This window comes from Fluviispira vulneris, assembly GCF_014281055.1.
GTDB classification, from domain to species: domain Bacteria; phylum Bdellovibrionota_B; class Oligoflexia; order Silvanigrellales; family Silvanigrellaceae; genus Silvanigrella; species Silvanigrella vulneris.
This window is the reverse complement of record NZ_JACRSE010000003.1, coordinates 161,916-182,530: the sequence shown is the minus strand read 5'-3', so window position 1 is coordinate 182,530 and position 20,615 is coordinate 161,916. Positions and strand designations below refer to the sequence as shown.

Below are 20,615 nucleotides of genomic sequence, written 5' to 3'. Positions count from 1 at the left end.
TTGGGAAGTCGAAACGTGTGCCGAACTTCTCCAATACAGGCGTTGAGGTTTAGCATGCGCATATAAGCTGCGCAAGCTTTTTTTAAAAAAAAGTGTAACTAAGAGAGGGAGTCGATTCTATCTCTCATTTCTTGTCTATGATCAGCTACTTGTTGTTTTTCAATGCTGTCAAAAAGAGCTTTAAAGTTTCCTTCTCCGAAGCTTTCGTCTCCTTGTCTTTGAATAATTTCATAGAAAAACGGTCCATATTCTTTATTATTAAATTGAATGCTTTGTTCTTTCATGAATATTTGTAATAAATACTTTCCTTCAGCACCGTCTAAAAGAATATTATTTTTTTGCACAATTTCCATTGGCTCATTAATTTTTTTCAATTTCATTTTTTGCATACGCTCAGGAAGTTGCTGATAATATTTATCAGATGCATCTAGAAAAACCGCATTTCTTTCTTTAATTTGACTTACAGAATGAATAATATTTTTTGTTCCAAGAGCAAGATGTTGAATGCCTGAGCCCCGATTGTCTTCAATATAAATTTCAATCTGTGAATTATGGAAATAAGGGGCAAGAGGTTGATTTGTTGCAAACTTAATACCGCTCTCTTTATCCCACATAACAATACTTTCAAGACCAGAGCCTGTGCTATGCTCAGTTGTATGATGTGCTGTGTGGAACTCAATACCCCAATATTGTTCAAAGCCAAGACAATGTCTATAAAATTCAGTCAAAGAATGCATTGAACGAGCATTGCAAGTCACATGGTCGATTCCGAGATCGAGTCCGAGAGAGTTTGGTTGATCTTTAGCTTCTTTATTTGTCCAAACAAACCCTGGAGCAAATTGATCATAATTTTTTTCTTCAATAAATCGGAAACCAACATCATCTATTGCTGTTGCGATTGCAGTTTCATTCCAGTAACCATCATTATTAGATTTATGTGATTCAATATCATAAAGAAAAGGAGCTTTTTTATCCACTAAAAACTCAGCAGTGTGTTTTAAATTTTTAACTCTAAAATTTAAAAAAGCAGCTCCATCGGGATGCATACTTAAATATCTTCCAGCTGAAGACGCTTTTTCAATAGGTTCGGTAAATATCCAGCCCAGTTTTCCTGCTCCATTTAAAACAATAGAGCGCATTCCATTCTTTTTTTCCCATTCTGGGGAGGATTTTGCCATTTCAATAAAACCAAATTTTTCTTTATGCCAATTTACTGTTTTTTCAAGTTCTCGTGTAAAGAATTGAACTGAGTGATATCCTACGAGACCTATAGATTTGTGATGCTTTTGCATAATCATTCCTCCAAATTATTTCTATGCATGATGAACTAAAACTAGACTTATGTAAAGAAATAAATCTGAAGAGAGTATTTTAAAAAATTAAATGTTTTTAATTAATCTGTTTATTTATTTTTTAATTCATTACTAAAGTGACAGGAAACAAAATGTGTGTTGATCTGTGACCCTATATTTTCAAGTATGGGTTCTTTATTTTTGCATATATCTTTAACGAAAGGGCAGCGAGTGTGAAATCTACAGCCCGTTGGTGGATTTATAGGACTTGGAACATCCCCTTGTATGACATGACGTTCTCTTTTTGCAGTAAAATCATGTCTTGGTATACTTGAAATCAATGCACGAGTGTATGGGTGAATAGGATTTTTATATAAATTTTCGGACGATGTGTGTTCAACGATTTTTCCCAAATACATAACAGCTACATTGTCTGAAATATGTTCTATTACAGATAAATCATGAGCAATAAAAATATACGATAAATTATATTTATCTCTTAAATCCATCATTAAATTTAATATTTGACTTTGAATTGAAACATCGAGGGCGCTTACTGGTTCATCACAAACAATTATTTTTGGATTGAGCGCTAATGCACGGGCGATACCAATTCTTTGTCTTTGTCCACCAGAAAACTCATGGGGATATCGATCAATAGACTCAGGATTTAATCCAACTTCATTTAAAATATTTGCGAGTTTATTTTTTCTTTCATCTGGATGCTTATATAGATTATGTATATCAAAAGGCTCAGATAAAATTTCTCGCACCGACATCCTTGGATTTAAACTTGCAAAAGGATCTTGAAAAATAATTTGAATTTCTTTTCTGAGAGTTCGCAATTCTTTTTGTGAAAGTTTAGTAATATCTTTTCCATCGAAAATAATATGACCAGAAGTTGGCTCTAGCAATCGTAATATCGTACGACCTAAAGTACTTTTCCCACAACCTGATTCACCCACAAGTCCTAAGGTTTGTCCTTTTTTTAAATTAAATGAGATGTTATCGACAGCGTGAACTTTTGCAACTTCTTTGCCAAAAATACCTCCAAAAATAGGAAAGTATTTTACTAAATTTTTTATTTGCAAAATATTTTCATCTATCATTGATTTTTAAACCTCTTTAATAAATAAATTTCTTTCAAAACGGATACGAGGACCATAAATTCCATTCGGAGATCTTTTTCCTGCTCCTATAACCATGACTACATGTGCATCAGAAGGAAGATCTAATATTTTTTCAACTCTATAGGCATCAAATCCTTCCATTGGGCAAGAATCATATGAGAATGCTCTCAATGCTAGCATAAGATTTTCAGCTGCGAGAGCACAGGATTTTGTAGCCCAGAGTATCATATCACTATTACTCACAGGATTTCTTGGTGTCGGTTCTTTTAAACCACGTACAAATAAAACAAGACGTTTAATTAAGCCGATAACACTGAAATATCCTTGTGTGTAAGCAAGTGGAACAATTTTTTTATAATAATCTTTAACACTGTTAGGTATATTAGCATTACTTTTGGCAAAAACATCTAGCATTTTATTTGCATTTTGTTTCCAAGTTTTTGATCGTGCTACACAAACTATAAGTTCTGCTGCAGTGCTAGCAGCTGGTTGAGAAAGACATGCTTTTACCAATTCACTCTTTTTATCTGGTGATTTTACCCAATAAAACTCCCAAGGTTGCAAATTTGATGAATTAGGAGCAAGTAGAGCTAAATCTAAACACTCATTCATAATATCTTCGGGTATGGGAGTTCCATTAAACATGCGAACACTTCGTCTGGAATGTATGACTTTGCGGAATTCTTCTGGATTAATTTCTGGTTCTTGTTCACTGTAATTGTGTTTAGGAACAGAGTTGAAAATAGTTTCAGCCATTTCATGATCCTTATATTTTTATATTTTAAAGCATGCTGCATATTTATTAGGATTGATTAATTTTAGCTCAGGTTCGGTTTCTTTACATTCTTTTGATGCTAAAGAACATCTATCTTGAAAACGACACCCTTTGGGTAAATTAGCCAGAGAGGGAACAATTCCGGGAATTGTATTTAATCTATGCTTTTTTTCACCTAGTTTTGGTATTGAGTTAAGCAATCCAATTGTATAAGGATGTTTGGGATTGGTAAATAATTCTTTTGCACTTGATTTTTCAACGACTTTTCCTGCATACATAACAACAACATCATCACATGTTTCAGCAACAACTCCTAAATCATGCGTGATTAAGATAGTTGACATTCCGTTTTCTTTTTGCAAATTATTCATTAAAGCAAGAATTTGTGCTTGAATAGTTACATCCAACGCAGTTGTTGGCTCATCTGCAATTAAAAGAGCTGGTTTACAAGCGAGAGCAATTGCAATCATAATTCTTTGCCGCATACCACCAGACAATTGATGAGGATATTCATTAAATCTTTTTTCTGGAGAAGGTATGCGCACTTGTTTTAGCATTTCTATTGATAGATCTCTTGCTTCTTTATGACTCGCACCTTTATGTAATATAAAAACTTCTGCTATTTGATAGCCTATAGTGTAGACAGGATTTAAACTTGTCATTGGTTCTTGGAAAATCATCGAGATGCGATTTCCACGAATAGATCGCATTTCCTTTTCGCTTAGTTGTAAAAGATTCTTTTTTTCAAAAAAAATTTTTCCTGATGAAATATTTCCTGGAGGTGATGGAATTAAGCGCATAATTGAAAGACTTGTTACGCTTTTGCCGCAGCCAGATTCTCCAACAATTCCTAAAGTTTTTCCTTTATTAACTTGAAAGGAACAATCGTCAACAGCTGTGATATTTTTTCCTGAGACGTTAAAGTTTGTAATTAAATTTTCAACCTTCAATATAACTTCTTCAGCCACGGTTGTGTCTCCATATATGAATCTGTTACGTTTTTACAAGTCCATTTTCCCTTAATCTTTGTAGCAAAAATTCGTTTGCAATGATAGGAGGATATAATATTGGTTTTGATGGAGACTTACAGTTTTCCAAAACATTTAATTCACATTTTTCATATGCATGAACAAAAAACGGTAAAGAATATCTTGAAGTATTTCTTGAATTTAAAGGATTAACTACTCTATGAGTTGTAGAAGGTATAATATTATTTGTTACTCTTGATAACATATCACCTGAATCTACAATCATTTGACCAGGATGACTTTCTATTTGCAGCCATTTCCCATTTCTAGTTAGAATTTCGAGACCACTTTCTTTTGTTTCACAGAGAATAGTTAATAAATTAATATCTTCGTGAGCTGCAGCGCGAATTGCCCCAGAATGAAACTGTTCTTTGTTTAGAGGTGGATAATGCAAAGCTCTTAAAATCGAATTACCATCTATAGCCATTTGAGGCAAAGTATATTTTGGTAAATTTAAATATTCTGAAAGTGCAGATAATAAAACTTGAGACAATTGATCTAATTTACAATAGAGATCAAGTGTAAATTGCTTAAAATTAGGTACGTCATTGTCCGGCCATATATTTTTTGTATACTCACTTTTTAATTTTGAATTTAAAAAATGCTCTCTGCCTATATGCCAAAATTCTTTTAAATCACCTATTGTATTATTTTTTGCACGTTCAATACCAAAATTTACGTAACCTCTTTGTCCAATAATTGAGTTATCAACGTATTTTAATTTAGTTTCAATTGGTAGAGCAAATAATTGCTCTACTGCTGAATAAGTATTATTTATAACATCTTCAGATATATTATGTCCTTCGATAATTACAAAACCAAACTCTTGTATTGCGCGCCCAAATTTTTGGATAAATTCTTCTTTATCATTATTGGATCCTTGAGTATATAGACGCACATCAGTTAGTGGAACCTTTTTCATTTAAATCTCCAATGCCATCAAATATAGACAATAATTTTTCAACTAGCTCTCTTTTTTTACGTGCTTTAGGACCAATTAAAACAAATCCTCTTCTTGCTGAACCAAATATTTTCTGAGCTGTTTTTAAAATTTGATCTGTAGTTATAGATTTTACGATATTTATTTCATCATCTAAAGTAAGTTTTTGATCCATAAAATACGCTGAAACTTCTCTATTTAAAAGTCGAGATGGAGTTTCTTTAATTTGTTTTAAATCAAAAATATAGCGAAAACGAATGTGATCTAATTCTTCTTGAAGCGGCTTTTCAGAAATAACGTTTCTAAGTTCCTGAGCCAATTTTTCAAGTAGATTTGGTAAAAGATCTTCTGAAACGGTTGCATCTATACTAAAAGTTCCTATTTCATTAAAAAATTGCGTATCACAACTGATATCATATACAAGTCCATGCTTTTCGCGAATATTTGCAGGAAGTCGTGTACATATACCATCATCAAGAATTCTCTGTAAAAAAGTTATATATACAACTTCATTTGAGAGACCTCCGACAGTTGGAAAAATGAGTTTTACTGCAAATTGATTATCGGGATTATTTTGTAAACAAAGTGCATGTTGAGGTTTTCTAAGTGAATTTAATTGAGGAATATAATTATCAGCTAAAATTCTATTTGGCGCAGAACCTTGAATATGAGCCCATTCATTGCCAAATGATTTTTCAAGTTGGGCAATTACATCTTTCTCATCAATTGAAGTATGAATAGTTATAGCACAACGGTTCGGTGTATAATAATCACGTCTTTTTTCTGATAAATCTGATTGTGATATTTGTTTAACTATTTCTTCTTTTCCAATTATAGGATTCCCAAGGGGATGATTGGAAAATAAAGTTGCCATAGCGAGTGATTCTGTATCAATACTGTCACCTGCTTCATTAAAATCTGAGGCCATTTCTTGTAGAATGACGGATCGTTCTATTTCTAAATCAGCATAATTTGGTCTTAAAAAGAAGTCAGCAAAGCAATCAATGGCTTCTAGGGTTTTTTCTGCATCCCCTTTTAACCAATAAGTTGTATTTTCAATACCAGTCATGGCATTGGTTTCACCGCCAAATGATTCCATCGCTTTTGAGAGTTGAATTGAATTTGGATATGATTTTGAGCCACGAAACATCATGTGTTCTAAAAAATGTGAGACTCCATTATTTTTTTCTGTTTCGTCTCTAGCTCCTGTATTTATATGGATAGAGAGTTCAAAACAAACTGTCTCAGGTGTGTGACAATAAAATACGGGTACACCATTGCTTAGCGTATATTTATTTAATGTTAGTGACTTCATCTGTTTTTAATTCTTTCTATTCAAGACAAAAAAAGTGATTTCATTCAAAGCTTTTAATGCATTTTTTTGTTCTAAATTGAGATCATTGTTTTGCATAAATTCAGAAAGACAATTTCTTGCATTTTGTGCGTGCATTTCTGCTTCTTGTAATGCCTTCTTCAATCCATCTGTTTCTTTAACAAGTGTTATCAATTCTTTTTGTTCTTCCACTGTGGCAAAATTATTTTCAATAATCTTATGCACTAAATTCTTTAAAATTTGCGTATTTTTATTATTAGAATTTAATGCAAAGATTAATGGAAGTGTGATTTTTCCTTCTAATAAGTCTGCGGCTATAGGCTTTCCAACTTGAGCTATTTCTCCCGCATAATCTAAATAATCATCAAAAATTTGAAATGCAAAACCAATATGTTTACCATATTCGCCCAAAAGGTGAGTTGTTATACTATCTGATTGAGCTAAATAACAAGGAGTTTTTGCGCTACATTGAAACAAAAAGGCTGTTTTTCCTTCAACAACTCTGTAATATTGTTGATAGTTTGTATCAATTTTCCATAAAAGCTCGAGTTGAAACAATTCACTCTCACTCATGAAGCGTATGCACTCTGCAAAATCATCGATCAATTCAAGACTTTTGGTTTTAACCATGAGACGACATGCTGCGGAATAAATGAGATCGCCTGTTAATACTGCTGTTTCATCACCCCAGATAGAGTTCACAGTCGGTTTGTTTCTGCGTAGAGTCGAGTTGTCGATAACATCATCGTGCAATAAACTTGCTGTGTGGATGTATTCACATACAGATGCAATTGGGAATTTATGATTACCATTATAATTAATGAGCTTGCTACTTAAGAGGAAAAGAGCGGGACGAATTCTTTTCCCGCCTGATGAAAATATATGTTCTAAAACTTGATTCGTAGGTTTATTTGGAGTGAGTAAATAGTCGACCAGTTTTGTTTCGAGATTTGCTAAATCCTCTGCAATTGGCTGAAAAAAAGAAGGTGTCATATCAATAATTCTTTTCATTAATAATTAAGTAAAACAAAGAAAATTATAATTCTTTATTCTAGTTTAGTTTGTTATGGAAGCGCTTTTTATTTTTGCAATTGCTTCTTTATAGTTTTCAAAATTAAAAACAGCACCGCCTGCTACAACAATATCGACTCCAAGTTTATTTAGAGTATTTGCATTTTCGTGATTTACTCCTCCATCAACCATGATATCGAATTTTAGATTATTATCGCTGCGGAATTGAGATAATTCTGATATTTTTTTATGAACGAGAGGAAGGTGTGCTTGCCTTGAGAATCCTGGATTTACTGTCATAAGTGTGACTTGATCAAGAATAGGTAATAAATATTCAATGTCTTTCCAATGGGTAGATGGATTTAAGACAATGCCAGCGCGTTTTCCTGTTTCTTTAATTTTACTACAAATTCTGTGTGGATGTATTGCTGTTTCTATATGAAAAGAAAGAGTGTCAGCTCCAGCAGATAAATAATTTTCAAATGTAGTATCGGGGTTTGTTACCATAATATGGACATCCAAATGCATTTTAGTAATTTTTCGCATTTGTTCTATAAATGGTATACCAATAGTTAGAAGTGGAACAAAGTGACCATCCATAACATCAAAGTGAATGCTGTCAGCCCCGCTCAATTCTAATTTGCGAACTTCATCTTCAAGTTTTAATAGATTTCCTGCTGCAATTGATGGGGAAACTTTTATTTCTTTTCTCATTCTATTTACCTTTTATAAATTAAATGGGAGTGACGTAAGTATGTATAAGAGTCTTTTCTCCAACAGAATTTTTATCAAATTTAATTCTGAGTCGATATCCTGATGTGCTTTTTTCTATATCTCTTATCACACCATCACCAAATACTTTATGTGTAACTTTTTGGCCTTTTCTCCAAACTAAATCTTGATTGGATTCATTTTTTAAATTTATATTTTCTTTATTTAAAAGATCATCTCCTTTAAAAATTCTTGGTTTGTCTTCAAATTTAGGGGTTGAAGTTATTTTACCAAATTCTCTTGTAAATGTTTTTTTAGCAGCGTCAACCCATTCAGTTATTTCAAATGAAATTTCAGATATGAAACGACTTTCCTGAGCAGGAATAAAATCTTTATATCTATTACGTTTGCAATTTGTCAGGGTTAATTTGCTTTTTGCACGGGTAACAGCCACATACATAAGTCTTCGTTCCTCTTCGATAGCTTCCGGAGAATCGATCGAGTTTTGATGTGGAAGAACACCTTCTTCAAGGCCAGCAATAAATACTTTTGGGAATTCAAGCCCTTTTGCTGAATGAATAGTCATCAAAGTGATTGCGTTCGCATTTCCTTGTTGCACATTGACCACAGTCGGCTCTACGGTGAGCATCGCTTGTTCTAAAAAGCGAGAGAGTTTTTCTAGTCCAGAAAGCTGTTTTTGTTGTTGTCCTAAATCTTCTTCTAAATTAATATTTTCAAATTCTATAATCGCATTTTTTAATTCAATTACGTTCAACCATCTTTCGTCGAAATCTTCAGGATATGAATTTCTCAAATATTCTTCGAAATTGATATCTGAAATTATCTCAGCTAAAGAAACTGATGGTTTGTTGTGATATTCTAAATTGCTCTTCCATTTTTGAAAACACATAACGAAATCTTTTACTGCTGCGATTGATCGAGATACATCATTTTCTAATCCACCATAGACAATTTCAGTAATCGTATTTAATAAACTTTCATTACGGGAACTGGATAATTCTTTTAGTTTTGCGAGTGCTTTATCGCCAAAACCTCGACGCGGAGTGTTGATTATTTTTTGAAATGCAGCTTCGTCGGTTGGGTTTATAATTAATTTAATATAAGCAAGTAGTATTTTTATTTCAGCTCTCTCATAAAAACGAACCGATCCATATATGATATATGGCATCATTCGTCTTCTTAACTCATCTTCAAGTGAACGGCTCTGTGCATTTGTACGATATAAAATACAAAAATCAGAAAATTTACCATTTGCTTGTAAATCTGCGTATATTTCATTGGCGATAAACTTAGATTCTATATAGGGATCTTCGCAGGATTTAATTTTAATTTTTGTGCCAGATTCGTTATTGGTGAAAAGTGTCTTGTCTGCTCTTTTTTTATTATTCTTAATAATTTCTGTGGCTGCTTGAATAATATTTTTTGTACTTCTATAGTTTTCTTCAAGTTTAAATACTTTTGCATTCTTATATAAATGATGAAAATTTATAATAAAAGAAGGTTCAGCGCCGCGCCATGAATAAATGCTTTGATCATCATCCCCAACAATAAATAAATTTTGACTTTTAGAGCTTAATAAATGGATGAGTTTAAATTGAATTGGGTTGGTATCTTGAAATTCGTCAATAAGAAAATAGCGGAATCTATTTTGCAAAGATTCGAGCACATGAGGTTTGTTTTCTAGGGTTTTAAACATGACCAGCAGGAGATCATTAAAATCCATTGCATTTTGTTTTTTCAATGTGCTTTGGTATAAATTATAAATTTTTTGGATAATTTCCGGATCGTATTGTTCGCCAAAGTTTCTAAATTGTTGCCTCTGTTCTTGAAAACTTATTTCAGGATTGTGCTTTAATTCATGTAGATACTCTTCTGGAGTCAATCCTTGATTTTTTATTTTATCAATTTTAGATTTAACTGTATTTACCGATAAAATTTTATCAGAGATATTTAATTTTTTTAAGATATCTTTTAATAAACTCTTCTGATCATCGTCATCATATATTGAAAAGGCAGAATTATAACCTGCTTCCTCAGCATAAATACGGAGAAACCTTGCACAGAAAGCATGAAATGTAGAAACAATGACATATTTAGAACGTTTAGAGCCAATATATTGCTCGACTCTTTCTTTCATTTCTTTGGCGGCTTTGTTTGTAAATGTAACTGCTAATATCGCGCTTGCAGGGACATGTTCGTGGGTAATAAGCCAAGCAATTCTTGAGCAAATGACTTTAGTTTTTCCGCTTCCCGCCCCTGCATAAACAACTGCGGGGCCATCTTTATGTGTACAGGCTAATATTTGCGCAGGATTTAGGTTTGAAAGATCAAGAGCTTCTATTTCATTAAACATTATAAATCTGTCCTTTAGAGCGATTAACAAAGAATCTTATTTACTTTTTTTTCTTTTTCTTTGATTTTTTTTGTTTCGCAGTTTGTGCATTTTTCTTGCTATTGACGTTTTTTCTTTTTTGATTTTTCACTGCAGCAAGACCAGAAGAGCCTACTGCAAGTCTTCTTATTTTCTTTAAATATTGTTCCTCTAATGCCTGTGCGCGTGATTTGTGCAAAAGGTTTGAATAGAGTGGATTATTTTCAATATTTGATGTGAGAAAAACATGCTGTCTTTCTTGATCAAACCCTTTTTTCTTAAAGAATTTAACTGCTCTTTCATTGCTCGGATCCGTATCAGCCATAATGATACGAACCCCTTCATTTTCAACGAAGGCTTCTACAACTTTGTCGATTAACTTGCTTGCAACCCCTTCTCTTTGCCAATTTGGATGTGCGCAGAGCCAAACGATATACCCATAACTCCAAGCTGTTCCAGGTTTAGACATGACTGTGCCGAGAACAAAACCGACAATGCGTTCGTCATCTGGATCGATTCCTTTCTCGAATTCATCATTTTCTGCAACAAGGCAATAATCGCCATCTGTATTGAACATTGTTGTGACTTCATATTCATCCCAGCCTCTGTAAAGCATGGGCCATAGGTCTGCACGAAAGCAGGTTTCACCTAGATTATAAACCTCTGCTAGGTCTTGAATTTCAAGCTCTCGGATGGAAAAACTTCTTTTTCCATCAAAAAATCTTTTTTCTTCTTTTAAATCTTCTTTTTCTCTTTCCTTATCTTTTTCTCGTTTTTCTTTTGAACTCATAAATTTTCCTTTAGCAGCTAAATAATATTTATTTAGCTATATCGTAAGGAGAGCAAAACACAAAATTTGGCCCCATTTCAATGCTGATTTTACCATCAGGGTTTGAAATAAGATCTCCATCAAGAGAATATGAAGTATTTTCTTCACAAGTGATATTTGCTTTTTGAAATTTTATAGAATTTACATTTGGTAAGTTATAAATACAGCCACCAGATAGGGCTTTAATAGCACCTTTTAAGAGCTTTGAACCCTTTTCCGATATCGCAATCATTTCTGCTGAATTATCACCCATAACAACTTTTTTAAAGAAGCGAGTTGTCAAAGGCAGTTTTGGAACAGTTGAGGCTAAAATCATGCTATATTTGTTATTTATCTGTGAATTTGTGGAAATATCGTTATAAAGAGGGGTTGGATAAGTCTCTATTTTCATCTTCTGTTGTTTAACAATTTTGTGGAATTCTCCGTTTAATTTTCCTTGAAAAATTCCATCAGCTATATATCCTGCAACCTTAAGTGCGGCACCAAAGGAATTGGTTTTATCCTTATAAAATTCTTCTAAAAATGAGGCAGCTACTCCATTTGCAAAGATAAATCCAAGTCGCCCATTGACATGGATTGTACTGAGAATAGCTTCTTTCATGGTATGTTTTTTGCTGATGAGCTGTATTGTGTCTTCTAGGCACGTTCTTGCTTCGTTTTTAATACCTAAATTTGAAGCTAGGAAGTTAATCGTTCCTCCTTTTAAAAGGAGAATTTTAGGAAGTCTTTCTGCCCCATATGCTTTGTATATTGCTGAAAGTACAAGACTAATACTTCCATCGCCACCAACAATTCCAACTAAGTTGATATTTCTTTCGCTAAATTCTTGGCACACTTGATTAAGCTGTTCAAGAGAGCGGGTAACTTCAAGTTGCCCATTATTAGCTAAGATATACCAAAGATGAGTGTTGTACTCAGGGTTGAGTTTATTGATTTTTGCAAAAGGGTTGGAAATAATTCCGACTCTGAGCATTGTAGATTCCTTTTCAGGGAGTAAACCCTATGACTCGTAAGAAAGAGATTGTGATTACTGAAGATGAAACACAAAATGATAAGACCAAAAATTCAAAAAAGAAGTCTTTTGTTCGTGTTTCAGTACAAGAAAAATCAAAAACGTCTGACTCATATTTAAAACCAACTAAACATTCCAAGGCAAAACAAGCGGATTTGCTAGATGCTGAAATATTGGACGAAGAAGATGATTCTAATGAGTCATCAAGACACCACGATATAATAGATGTAGACAATTATAAAGACTCTGAATCTGAAGTCATCTTAGATGATACAGACATTTTACCTGCTCTGAAAAGCGAAGATTCTGAATATGAAGAAGAGGATATTGATTTAGATGATACCTTTGAAATAACAGGGAAAGAACCTGGGCTTGTTACCACCAATGCGCTTCAGAGGTATCTGGCTGAGCTTCGCCGCTATTCTCTGATGACCCGTGAAGAAGAAAAAGAAGTAGCGATAAGGGCATATGAGCACAATGAAATGAATGCTCGCAATCAACTTGTAACGGCAAATCTTAGATTAGTTGTCAAAATAGCTATGGAATATCGTAGGGCATATTCGCAAATTCTCGATCTTATTCAAGAGGGCAATGCGGGTTTGGTGCAGGCGGTCAATCGTTTTAATCCATATCGTGGAGTCAAGCTCTCAACCTACAGTGCGTGGTGGATACGGGCCTATATTTTGAAATTTTTAATGGATAATAAAAGTCTTGTCAGGATGGGAACGACTGACGCACAAAGAAAATTATTTTTTAGGCTGCGTGGAGAGGCTGAAAGGCTTTACGCTTTAACGCAAAAATTCGATGCGAATTTATTGGCAGAAAAAATTGGAGTTCAGCCAAATGATGTTATCGAAATGCAACAAAGATTAACGAAAAATGATGTTTCTTTAGACACACCAGTGGGTGAAGAAGGAGACGCTCGTCAAGTCGATTTAATTATGTCAGACTCCGAAGATCCTGGACTTTCTTATGAAAGAGAACAGCTTCTAAAAATTCTTCGAAAAGAAATGGCATTTGTTGAAAAAGATTTAAATGAAAGAGATTCTTTTATTTTTCATAACAGAATTATGGCGGATGAGCCAATCACTCTCCAAGATGTTGGTGATAAATATGGAATAACTCGTGAAAGAGCTCGTCAATTAGAAGCGAGAGTTATTAAGAAAATTAAAGATAGAATTATCGCTGCTGGAATTACAAAATGAGAATTAAATATTTTCATTTTGTAATTCTAATTTTATTTTATTTCCAAATTGCTTATGCAAATAATACGCAAAAAATTGTTACTTTGGCACCAAATCTAACTGAGATAGTATTTGCATTAGAACTTGAAGGTAAGCTCGTTGGCAATACATTTTTATGCGATTATCCTATTAAAGCAAAGTCGATTTTTAAAGTAGGACAATACAATGATCCAAGTCTTGAAAAAATATTAACATCAGGCGCAACAGTAGTTTTAGCGACCAAAGGAAATCCAATAGCTAAATTGAATAAGTTAAAGTCATATGGGATTAACATAATAGAAGTTAATCCAGAACGAGCAGAAGATTTACCTGTTATAATTAATGATATCGCAAAGAAATTAGGTGCGGAAAAAAAAGGTGAAATAGTTGCGAAAAAAATCAAAGAAGCATTATTTTCTCTTGAAAATAAACCAAAGAAAAATAAATCATTTTTATTTGCTCTACAATTTAATCCACTATATTCAGTAAGTGAAGATACTTGGCTAGGTGGACTGTTTTTAAAATCTGGTTTAAAAAATATTGTTGGTAAAAGTATTATAAAATATCCAATTATAACTAAAGAATTTTTAATAAAAAACAGACCTGATATTATTTTAGTTGGATCAATTAAAGGTAAAAATATCGACGAATCTTTAAAAATACAGACACAAAACATAAAGAATATTTATGGAAATGATATTGATAAAATTAAAGTCATAATTGTCCCTGACGATGTTTTAGTAAGACCTGGGCCAAGAATAGTAGAAGGTATAAAATTTATAGAAAGTTTGTGAGTTGAAATCAAATTTTTCTTTTAAAGTGTGTTCTATATATGTATTCATTTTCTTTATATCTGCTATTTTAAGTATTTATCATGGGTCTGTGCAGCTCTCTCTTAGTGAAGTTTTAAATTCATCACTAACTTTTTCTAGTATAGAATATAGAATATTGGAGTTGAGATTTAATAGTCTTATGCAAGCTGCTTTGGTTGGTGCTATTTTAGCATTAAGTGGATGTGTTTTGCAAAGAGTTCTTAGAAACCCGTTGGCAGATCCTTTTATACTGGGTATTTCATCAGGTGGCACATGTTTTTTAGCTCTATTTATCATTCTAAGTTCAATTCAATTTTTTTCTGAATTAACTTTACAAAATCTCATTCCATTTCAGTCAGTTTTTACTTTTATAGGATGCTTTTTGTCTTTTTTTATTTTATTATTTTTTAGAAAAAGAATTAAAAGTGTTAATGATGAATACATTTATCCAGTAATAGGAATTATTATAAACTCTTTTTTTTCATCAATTACTTTGATGATTATTACACTTGCAAAACCAGAACAGCTTTCTGAAATTCACAATGCGATGATAGGCACGTTACAACCGATAAACTTAATTCAATTATTTATTTTTTATACGATGTCCATCGTACCTGCTTTTTTCCTTCTAAGAAATGCAAATTATTTTGATTTAATGTCATTTGGAGATGACTTTTCTAAATCTATGGGGCTTAATCCAGTAAAATTAAGAAAAATTTCAGTTGTAATGATTTGTTTTTTAGTTTCACTTGTAGTTTCTACTGCTGGTTCTATAGGTTTTATTGGTCTGATAATTCCGCATATGATTCGAAAAATGCATAGGTTTTCTGCAAGGTTTGAATGTATATTAAGTATGATTTTAGGATCTATAGTCCTAGTCAATGCTGATACACTTTCGCGTTCTTTATTCTCGCCCGCTCAATTGCCGTTGGGTATTTTTACAGCTATTCTTGGGGCACCCGTGTTGGCCTTTATTTTAATAAGGAAAAAGGTTTAATGTTGAGTTTAAACTTCAGGGCAGAAAAACTTTTTTATTCAGTGCTTAATAAGAAAACTTTGTTAAAAGATATAAACTTTGAGTTTAATGAAGGTGAAATTATTTGTTTTTTAGGTAACAATGGAGCTGGAAAAAGCACTTTGCTTAAAATATGTGCTGGAGTTATAGAGCCAACCTATGGTAACGTATTCATAAATAAAGAAAAAATAAATAATATTAATAGTTTATGCAGATCTCGTATAATCTCCTGGCTGCCGCAATCCTTAGCCAGAGCAGAAAACTTTAATGTTGAAGAGTTTTTGCTGCTTGAGAGAGACGATAATATTAATATTTTACAGAAGTTAAACATTGAATTTTCATTTGACTTTTCGAGTGTATTAAGAGATTTTGATATTGCTTCTCAAGCAAAAAAAGAAATTATTCTTTTAAGCGGTGGAGAGTGGAAAAGGGTTCAATTGGCTAGAATATGGCAAAGGAAATCAAAAATATTAATACTAGATGAACCTGATGGAGATCTAGATTTAAAGCATAAAATAAATCTTATCGAGAAATGTAAAGACTACGTAGTTAAAAATAAAGCAATAATATTTATAGCTACTCATGATATACATTTTGCAAAAATGATTGCAAATCGAATTTGTGCCTTAAATAATGGAGTTCTTACTTGGAATTCTAAAGCAGATATTTTTTGGAATTTAAATATTCTTAAAAAACTTTATGATTTAAATAATAAAGATGAATTTTATTTTAATTCTAATGAAAGTTTGAGTATTTAAAATTCAACTAATCTTTTACATTGTTCAAGAGGTTTTTATGAAGAAGGATGAGTCTAATAAATATAATGATGTTATTGATGCTGAATTTATTTCAGAAGAAGGTTCTTGTAAAAATGAAACTTCTTCAATCAAATCTGAAAAAGAAATGAATAATTTATCTATAAATCCAGACATTGATTATTCTTCGCAAAATTTTTCTAATATGAAGCAAGATAATCAATTTCGCTCATTTTCTTGGACTTTTTCTAATGGAGCCGTCTTTACTAAAAATAAGCCTTCAATCTTATCATTTATTTTATTTATACCTATATTTCTGGTTATATTTACTTTTGTTCTACTTTTTGGTTTGATTGCGTTTGTCATTTTTTTGCCAAAGCTTGTTGTCTTAATTAAACGTAAGGGTATTTCTGGGCTTAAAATGGACTATAAAATGATTAAGGGACTTTTTGATCGTTTCAAAATGAAGTAAAATAAAAACTATAACAAGTTTTTTTATTATAGGTGTCACAATGCCGGTTCATGCCCCCGACTTCCCTCCCCAATTTAAATGGATTAATGCAAGACATAATATTAGTTTAGCAAACTTTAAAGGTCATCCAATATTACTAGATTTTTGGACATATTGCTGTATAAATTGTGTACATATATTGCATGATTTAAAGAAAATTGAAGAAGAATTTTGTCCAAAAGGGTTGGTTGTTTTGGGAGTTCATTGTGCTAAATTTTCACACGAAAAAGATTATGACAATATTAAAGATGCTTGTCACCGTTTAAATATTCAACATCCAGTGATTGTAGATGAAGAAATGCAGCTCTGGAAAAAATTTGCAGTACGTTCTTGGCCAACCTTTATATTGATCGATAGCGACGGAATGATTGCTTTTTCGACTTCTGGGGAAAATAAATATGAAATTCTAAAAGAACAAATAATTAATTTGTTACAGAATAAAACTCTGCCAGAGATAAAATTATGTGAATGGGAAAATATTGAAGATAAATTAAATTTTCGTTATCCAACAAAAGCTGTGGCAACAAAAATAAATAATTTAGTTCATTATTTTGTATCTGACACCTATAATAATCGAATTGTGCAATTAAACTCCGAAGGAAAGTTTGTCTCTTCATTTGGTGAAGGAATCTTATTATCCCCTCAAGGTTGTTGTGTTTGGAAAAGTGAACTCATCGTTTGTGACTCTGAGCATCACCGACTCATTGCCTTCGACTTAGAAGGAAAACCTCAGCGGAAATATCGTGTGATTGCTGGTAAGGGCGATAAGGGTGTGTTCGAGAGTCGTTCAGAATATGTGGCTAAGTTAGCCCCTCTTAACTCTCCAACAGATGTCTGTGTTTGGGGAAATGATCTTGCAATAACATGCGCAGGCAGTCATCAAATTGTATTATTTATTGCAAAAGATGAATCTATTTTACATATTGCAGGATCTGGGCGAGAGGATATAGTGGATGGCCCCGCTTCATTTGCTGCTCTTGCTCAGCCTTCTGGGATAACAGCGATATCCGACACTGTGCTCGCATTTACTGACAGTGAAACAAGCTCAATTCGCCTTGTGGTTAAAAACTGGAATGAATCTGGTAAAACTATGATTGTGAGTCTCGTAGGAGAAGGCCTTTTCGATTTTGGCTTTTGTGATGGTCTTGGAGCAGAGGCTCGACTTCAACATCCGTTGAGTTGTGCTTGGAGTCCTGCGAGTAATAATCTTTATATTGTTGATAGCTATAATAATGCATTAAGAATTTATTCTGTTGATAAAGATTATTTAGGTACAGTTCATCTTACTGAAAAATTAAATGAACCTTCAGGTATATCATGGTTTGATGGGAAGTTAATTATTTCTGATACAAATTGTCATAGAATTATTGTTATTGATGAAGCTAAAGTCACTCAAAAAGAAAGTATTGACTCTTTAGATGTTATTCCTATTGAGAGCATATATTCAGGCCCTTTCGGGCATATATCAGATGTCCCTAAATATATGCTGACGCAAAATATCGTTTAATTTTTAATATATCATTAGAGTCAAATTTTTTTACAAAAATATAAAATTTATTGTCTTTATTCTTTTATATTGGATTTATTTTAATATATATTTATAATGATCTTAAATAATGATTTACATAATTGCTGAACTCAAATTCACATAGATTAATATCTTTACCATCTGCAAGACATTTATTAATAAAATCCGTATAGGCCAAGTCTGAGACCAAATATTCTATAAAATTTGGCTCAAAAATTTCTTGTGTTTGATTTTTTTCTGCAAAAATTGAAGTGGAAAATGCAAATAGATAAAAGTATACTAAATATTTAAGAAACATATTGGTCCTCATAGTGGATAAAATTAATATTAGAGCTGCTAGATATAGAGCATATATGAATTTGGTATTTTATTAAAGATGAAAAGTAATAATTTCGTAAAATCTATTAAAGAAGCGCAGATGAAATATTTAAATGAGAAATAACTGGTTAGCAATAGTTTCTATTTTCACGAGAAAAATTGCCTTTATTTAACTTGTGCAATATAAATGTAAATTGGAGTATGAATTTTTGTGGGTGGGTTTATAAGTTTTATGAGTAGGTAAAAAATTCGATATTTTATTTAAAATGAGGTCAGTTATGTATAAAAATATATTAATGGCTATCGATTTCTCAGAAGTAACAGAGGCTGTATCTCAAAAGACCCTTTTGTTACGCGAAATAACAAAAGCAAATGTGCATTTATGCTATGTTTTGGGAGATGAGAGTATAGTGGCTCCAGCGTCTTATTTTTATTATCAGTCCTTTGACTTCAACGAAAATGTCCTCGAACCACTGAAGAAAAAATTTGCAGAATTGGCTCATAATTTATCTATTCATGAGAAGAATACTCACTTTTTAAGAGGCAATGCAAAAGAAGAAATACTCAATCTTGCTAAAAAATTAAATATTGATGCTATTATAGTTGGTGGACATGATCATTCTCGCTTAGGTATGTTAGGTTCTGTTGCAGCCGTTCTTTCAAATAAGGCTGATTGTGATGTGTTAATAGTTAAAAAGTAAATTTCTTATAGTTATTAGGGGTTTTATTCATGTCAATGTATAAAAAAATTCTGTTGTGCACTGATTTTTCTGATGAGAGTTTAAAATTTTTAGGGAAATCTTTCGAAATTGCAAATTCATTTCAAGCTGAAACACATTTATGTCACGTTGTGCTTCCTGTCGCATCTGTGCCAATTCATGGATATTATTATCCTATGGATATAGATCTTGAAAAAAAAATAATGGAAAAAGCTGAAGAAAAAATGCAAGAAGTTGCTGGACAGTATAAATTAGAAGCCAATCAGCAGCATGTATTTTTTGGCAATCCAAAACCTGGAATAGTTGCTTTTGCTAAAGAAAATGCATTTGATCTTGTTATTGTTGCTGGTCACCATCATTCCTTTATTGGTATGTTGGGGTCCACTGCGAATTATATAGCCAATAAAATCCATTGCGACGTTCTTATTGTGAATAATTAGTTTTATTTAAAAATGTCCCACTCATCCTTAAGCAATGAGTACATATATACGTCATAGTAATAATCGTTTTTGAAAACGTGCTTTCTTAATATCCCCTCTCTTTGCATCCCGAGTTTTTCCATAACCCGAAAACTGCCAATATTTTCTCTCACACAAACAGCTTGAATTCTACGGGTATAAGTTTGCTTAAAAGCATGGTTGATTAAGATTTGTGACGCTTCCACAACGTAGCCCTTTCCCCACCAATCTTCGCCGAGAGCATAGCCAAGTTCTAAAGTATTATGTCCACACAAAGACCCTTTGAATAGTCCTACAGTCCCTATCATTTTCTCCTTCCCCTTCTCTTGAATAACGATCGCAAGAGGATTTAAGGAGTCTTTGATATTAAGAGCTTGGCATTTTCTTATGAAATTATAACTGTCTTGGATTCTTTTGTGGGGCTCATAGTTAGAATAGCGCGCTACGTTACTGTTTTTCGCATAATAAAAGATGTCTTCCGCGTCTTGTTCAGTAATATAACGGAGCTGAAGTCTTTTCGTCGAAAAGTGGGGGGCCTTGTTCAAAGTCATAATTTATCCTTTAACTTAATAAGGACTTAATATTACGAGATTTTTATAAATTGTCAAAATTTTTTGAAGAGGAAAAGCTGATTCATGAAGTTCTTAGAATTGATGGGGTGACTGAGGGGATTCGAACCCCCGAATGATGGAATCACAATCCATTGTCTTAACCGCTTGACTACAGCCACCAGATCAGTGCAACAGCAATACTTTACCAGATATTAAGTGTCAAGTGCGAACTAAAGTCTTTTGGAGCATTGTTATGATATGCTATAATATAT

21 protein-coding genes and 1 tRNA gene are annotated in these 20,615 nt (G+C 32.6%); 8 read left to right on the top strand and 14 right to left on the bottom strand.

Annotated features, from left to right (window positions below; all coding sequences use genetic code 11):
* Window positions 1-98: 98 nt before the first annotated feature.
* The 11 genes from H7355_RS07615 to H7355_RS07565 form a co-directional block, all read right to left on the bottom strand.
* On the bottom strand, window positions 99-1,292 hold the full coding sequence (locus H7355_RS07615) for a 4-hydroxyphenylpyruvate dioxygenase family protein (protein ID WP_186646281.1): 1,194 nt from the start codon (window positions 1,290-1,292) through the stop codon (window positions 99-101).
* A gap of 110 nt (window positions 1,293-1,402) precedes the next feature.
* Window positions 1,403-2,398, bottom strand: a complete 996-nt coding sequence (locus tag H7355_RS07610) for an ABC transporter ATP-binding protein (protein WP_390808236.1) — start codon at window positions 2,396-2,398, stop codon at window positions 1,403-1,405.
* 9 nt (window positions 2,399-2,407) lie between these two features.
* Entirely contained in the window at window positions 2,408-3,178 is a 771-nt protein-coding gene (locus H7355_RS07605; RefSeq protein ID WP_186646277.1) for a nitroreductase family protein, read from the bottom strand.
* Between the two features lie 18 nt (window positions 3,179-3,196).
* Window positions 3,197-4,165 carry an ABC transporter ATP-binding protein gene (locus H7355_RS07600; protein WP_186646275.1) on the bottom strand — a complete coding sequence of 323 codons (969 nt, stop codon included), beginning with the start codon at window positions 4,163-4,165 and terminating at the stop codon, window positions 3,197-3,199.
* Between the two features lie 25 nt (window positions 4,166-4,190).
* Window positions 4,191-5,147, bottom strand: coding sequence for an isopenicillin N synthase family dioxygenase (locus H7355_RS07595; RefSeq protein ID WP_186646274.1), 957 nt, complete (start codon window positions 5,145-5,147; stop codon window positions 4,191-4,193).
* Window positions 5,125-6,480, bottom strand: coding sequence for a M16 family metallopeptidase (locus H7355_RS07590; protein ID WP_186646273.1), 1,356 nt, complete (start codon window positions 6,478-6,480; stop codon window positions 5,125-5,127). The genes H7355_RS07595 and H7355_RS07590 overlap by 23 nt, the downstream gene beginning before the upstream one ends.
* A gap of 6 nt (window positions 6,481-6,486) precedes the next feature.
* Entirely contained in the window at window positions 6,487-7,491 is a 1,005-nt protein-coding gene (locus H7355_RS07585) for a polyprenyl synthetase family protein (RefSeq protein ID WP_186646272.1), read from the bottom strand.
* Between the two features lie 63 nt (window positions 7,492-7,554).
* Window positions 7,555-8,223, bottom strand: a complete 669-nt coding sequence (gene rpe, locus H7355_RS07580) for a ribulose-phosphate 3-epimerase (RefSeq protein ID WP_186646271.1) — start codon at window positions 8,221-8,223, stop codon at window positions 7,555-7,557.
* A gap of 19 nt (window positions 8,224-8,242) precedes the next feature.
* Entirely contained in the window at window positions 8,243-10,594 is a 2,352-nt protein-coding gene (locus tag H7355_RS07575; protein ID WP_186646270.1) for an ATP-dependent helicase, read from the bottom strand.
* Window positions 10,595-10,634: 40 nt separating this feature from the next.
* A complete protein-coding gene (locus H7355_RS07570) occupies window positions 10,635-11,402 on the bottom strand; it encodes a GNAT family N-acetyltransferase (protein ID WP_186646269.1) in 768 nt (255 codons plus the stop codon).
* A 28-nt stretch (window positions 11,403-11,430) separates the two neighbouring features.
* Window positions 11,431-12,414 carry a diacylglycerol/lipid kinase family protein gene (locus tag H7355_RS07565; protein WP_186646268.1) on the bottom strand — a complete coding sequence of 328 codons (984 nt, stop codon included), beginning with the start codon at window positions 12,412-12,414 and terminating at the stop codon, window positions 11,431-11,433.
* A gap of 29 nt (window positions 12,415-12,443) precedes the next feature.
* Here H7355_RS07565 and H7355_RS07560 point away from each other — a divergent pair, with 29 nt between their 5' ends.
* Genes H7355_RS07560 through H7355_RS07535 form a run of 6 tightly spaced genes read left to right on the top strand, consistent with a single transcriptional unit; the run spans window position 12,444 to window position 18,276 of the window.
* Window positions 12,444-13,658: an RNA polymerase factor sigma-32 gene (locus H7355_RS07560; protein WP_186646266.1), complete on the top strand. Its 1,215-nt coding sequence runs from the start codon at window positions 12,444-12,446 to the stop codon at window positions 13,656-13,658.
* Complete coding sequence (locus H7355_RS07555) at window positions 13,655-14,470, top strand: ABC transporter substrate-binding protein (protein ID WP_186646264.1); 816 nt, start codon at window positions 13,655-13,657, stop codon at window positions 14,468-14,470. The genes H7355_RS07560 and H7355_RS07555 overlap by 4 nt, the downstream gene beginning before the upstream one ends.
* A 25-nt stretch (window positions 14,471-14,495) precedes the next feature.
* On the top strand, window positions 14,496-15,485 hold the full coding sequence (locus H7355_RS07550; protein ID WP_315861828.1) for a FecCD family ABC transporter permease: 990 nt from the start codon (window positions 14,496-14,498) through the stop codon (window positions 15,483-15,485).
* Window positions 15,485-16,261: an ATP-binding cassette domain-containing protein gene (locus tag H7355_RS07545; protein WP_186646260.1), complete on the top strand. Its 777-nt coding sequence runs from the start codon at window positions 15,485-15,487 to the stop codon at window positions 16,259-16,261. The genes H7355_RS07550 and H7355_RS07545 overlap by 1 nt, the downstream gene beginning before the upstream one ends.
* Window positions 16,262-16,298: 37 nt before the next feature.
* Window positions 16,299-16,730 carry a hypothetical protein gene (locus tag H7355_RS07540; protein ID WP_186646258.1) on the top strand — a complete coding sequence of 144 codons (432 nt, stop codon included), beginning with the start codon at window positions 16,299-16,301 and terminating at the stop codon, window positions 16,728-16,730.
* 40 nt (window positions 16,731-16,770) lie between these two features.
* Complete coding sequence (locus H7355_RS07535; protein WP_186646256.1) at window positions 16,771-18,276, top strand: thioredoxin-like domain-containing protein; 1,506 nt, start codon at window positions 16,771-16,773, stop codon at window positions 18,274-18,276.
* A gap of 91 nt (window positions 18,277-18,367) precedes the next feature.
* Here the strand turns inward: H7355_RS07535 and H7355_RS07530 are convergent, their stop codons facing one another.
* Window positions 18,368-18,595: a hypothetical protein gene (locus H7355_RS07530; protein ID WP_186646254.1), complete on the bottom strand. Its 228-nt coding sequence runs from the start codon at window positions 18,593-18,595 to the stop codon at window positions 18,368-18,370.
* Window positions 18,596-18,893: 298 nt separating this feature from the next.
* Here H7355_RS07530 and H7355_RS07525 point away from each other — a divergent pair, with 298 nt between their 5' ends.
* A complete protein-coding gene (locus H7355_RS07525; RefSeq protein WP_186646252.1) occupies window positions 18,894-19,316 on the top strand; it encodes a universal stress protein in 423 nt (140 codons plus the stop codon).
* A 29-nt stretch (window positions 19,317-19,345) separates the two neighbouring features.
* Entirely contained in the window at window positions 19,346-19,774 is a 429-nt protein-coding gene (locus tag H7355_RS07520; protein WP_186646250.1) for a universal stress protein, read from the top strand.
* A gap of 2 nt (window positions 19,775-19,776) precedes the next feature.
* Here H7355_RS07520 and H7355_RS07515 read toward each other — a convergent pair whose 3' ends face one another.
* The gene (locus H7355_RS07515) at window positions 19,777-20,343 is read right to left on the bottom strand and encodes a GNAT family N-acetyltransferase (RefSeq protein ID WP_186646249.1); all 567 of its coding nucleotides are present in this window, start codon (window positions 20,341-20,343) and stop codon (window positions 19,777-19,779) included.
* 103 nt (window positions 20,344-20,446) lie between these two features.
* Window positions 20,447-20,522: transfer RNA gene (locus H7355_RS07510), tRNA-His, on the bottom strand.
* Between the last annotated feature and the right edge of the window lie 93 nt (window positions 20,523-20,615).

What these genes read in the sequence shown, in the direction of transcription:
- rpe (WP_186646271.1), bottom strand. Translation starts at nt 8,223, where the DNA reads ATGAGAAAAGAAATAAAAGTTTCCCCATCAATTGCAGCAGGAAATCTA.
- H7355_RS07605 (WP_186646277.1), bottom strand. Translation starts at nt 3,178, where the DNA reads ATGGCTGAAACTATTTTCAACTCTGTTCCTAAACACAATTACAGTGAA.
- H7355_RS07545 (WP_186646260.1), top strand. Translation starts at nt 15,485, where the DNA reads ATGTTGAGTTTAAACTTCAGGGCAGAAAAACTTTTTTATTCAGTGCTT.
- H7355_RS07530 (WP_186646254.1), bottom strand. Translation starts at nt 18,595, where the DNA reads ATGTTTCTTAAATATTTAGTATACTTTTATCTATTTGCATTTTCCACT.
- H7355_RS07515 (WP_186646249.1), bottom strand. Translation starts at nt 20,343, where the DNA reads ATGACTTTGAACAAGGCCCCCCACTTTTCGACGAAAAGACTTCAGCTC.
- H7355_RS07565 (WP_186646268.1), bottom strand. Translation starts at nt 12,414, where the DNA reads ATGCTCAGAGTCGGAATTATTTCCAACCCTTTTGCAAAAATCAATAAA.
- H7355_RS07575 (WP_186646270.1), bottom strand. Translation starts at nt 10,594, where the DNA reads ATGTTTAATGAAATAGAAGCTCTTGATCTTTCAAACCTAAATCCTGCG.
- H7355_RS07560 (WP_186646266.1), top strand. Translation starts at nt 12,444, where the DNA reads ATGACTCGTAAGAAAGAGATTGTGATTACTGAAGATGAAACACAAAAT.
- H7355_RS07540 (WP_186646258.1), top strand. Translation starts at nt 16,299, where the DNA reads ATGAAGAAGGATGAGTCTAATAAATATAATGATGTTATTGATGCTGAA.
- H7355_RS07585 (WP_186646272.1), bottom strand. Translation starts at nt 7,491, where the DNA reads ATGACACCTTCTTTTTTTCAGCCAATTGCAGAGGATTTAGCAAATCTC.
- H7355_RS07590 (WP_186646273.1), bottom strand. Translation starts at nt 6,480, where the DNA reads ATGAAGTCACTAACATTAAATAAATATACGCTAAGCAATGGTGTACCC.
- H7355_RS07615 (WP_186646281.1), bottom strand. Translation starts at nt 1,292, where the DNA reads ATGCAAAAGCATCACAAATCTATAGGTCTCGTAGGATATCACTCAGTT.
- H7355_RS07595 (WP_186646274.1), bottom strand. Translation starts at nt 5,147, where the DNA reads ATGAAAAAGGTTCCACTAACTGATGTGCGTCTATATACTCAAGGATCC.
- H7355_RS07525 (WP_186646252.1), top strand. Translation starts at nt 18,894, where the DNA reads ATGTATAAAAATATATTAATGGCTATCGATTTCTCAGAAGTAACAGAG.
- H7355_RS07570 (WP_186646269.1), bottom strand. Translation starts at nt 11,402, where the DNA reads ATGAGTTCAAAAGAAAAACGAGAAAAAGATAAGGAAAGAGAAAAAGAA.
- H7355_RS07520 (WP_186646250.1), top strand. Translation starts at nt 19,346, where the DNA reads ATGTCAATGTATAAAAAAATTCTGTTGTGCACTGATTTTTCTGATGAG.
- H7355_RS07555 (WP_186646264.1), top strand. Translation starts at nt 13,655, where the DNA reads ATGAGAATTAAATATTTTCATTTTGTAATTCTAATTTTATTTTATTTC.
- H7355_RS07535 (WP_186646256.1), top strand. Translation starts at nt 16,771, where the DNA reads ATGCCGGTTCATGCCCCCGACTTCCCTCCCCAATTTAAATGGATTAAT.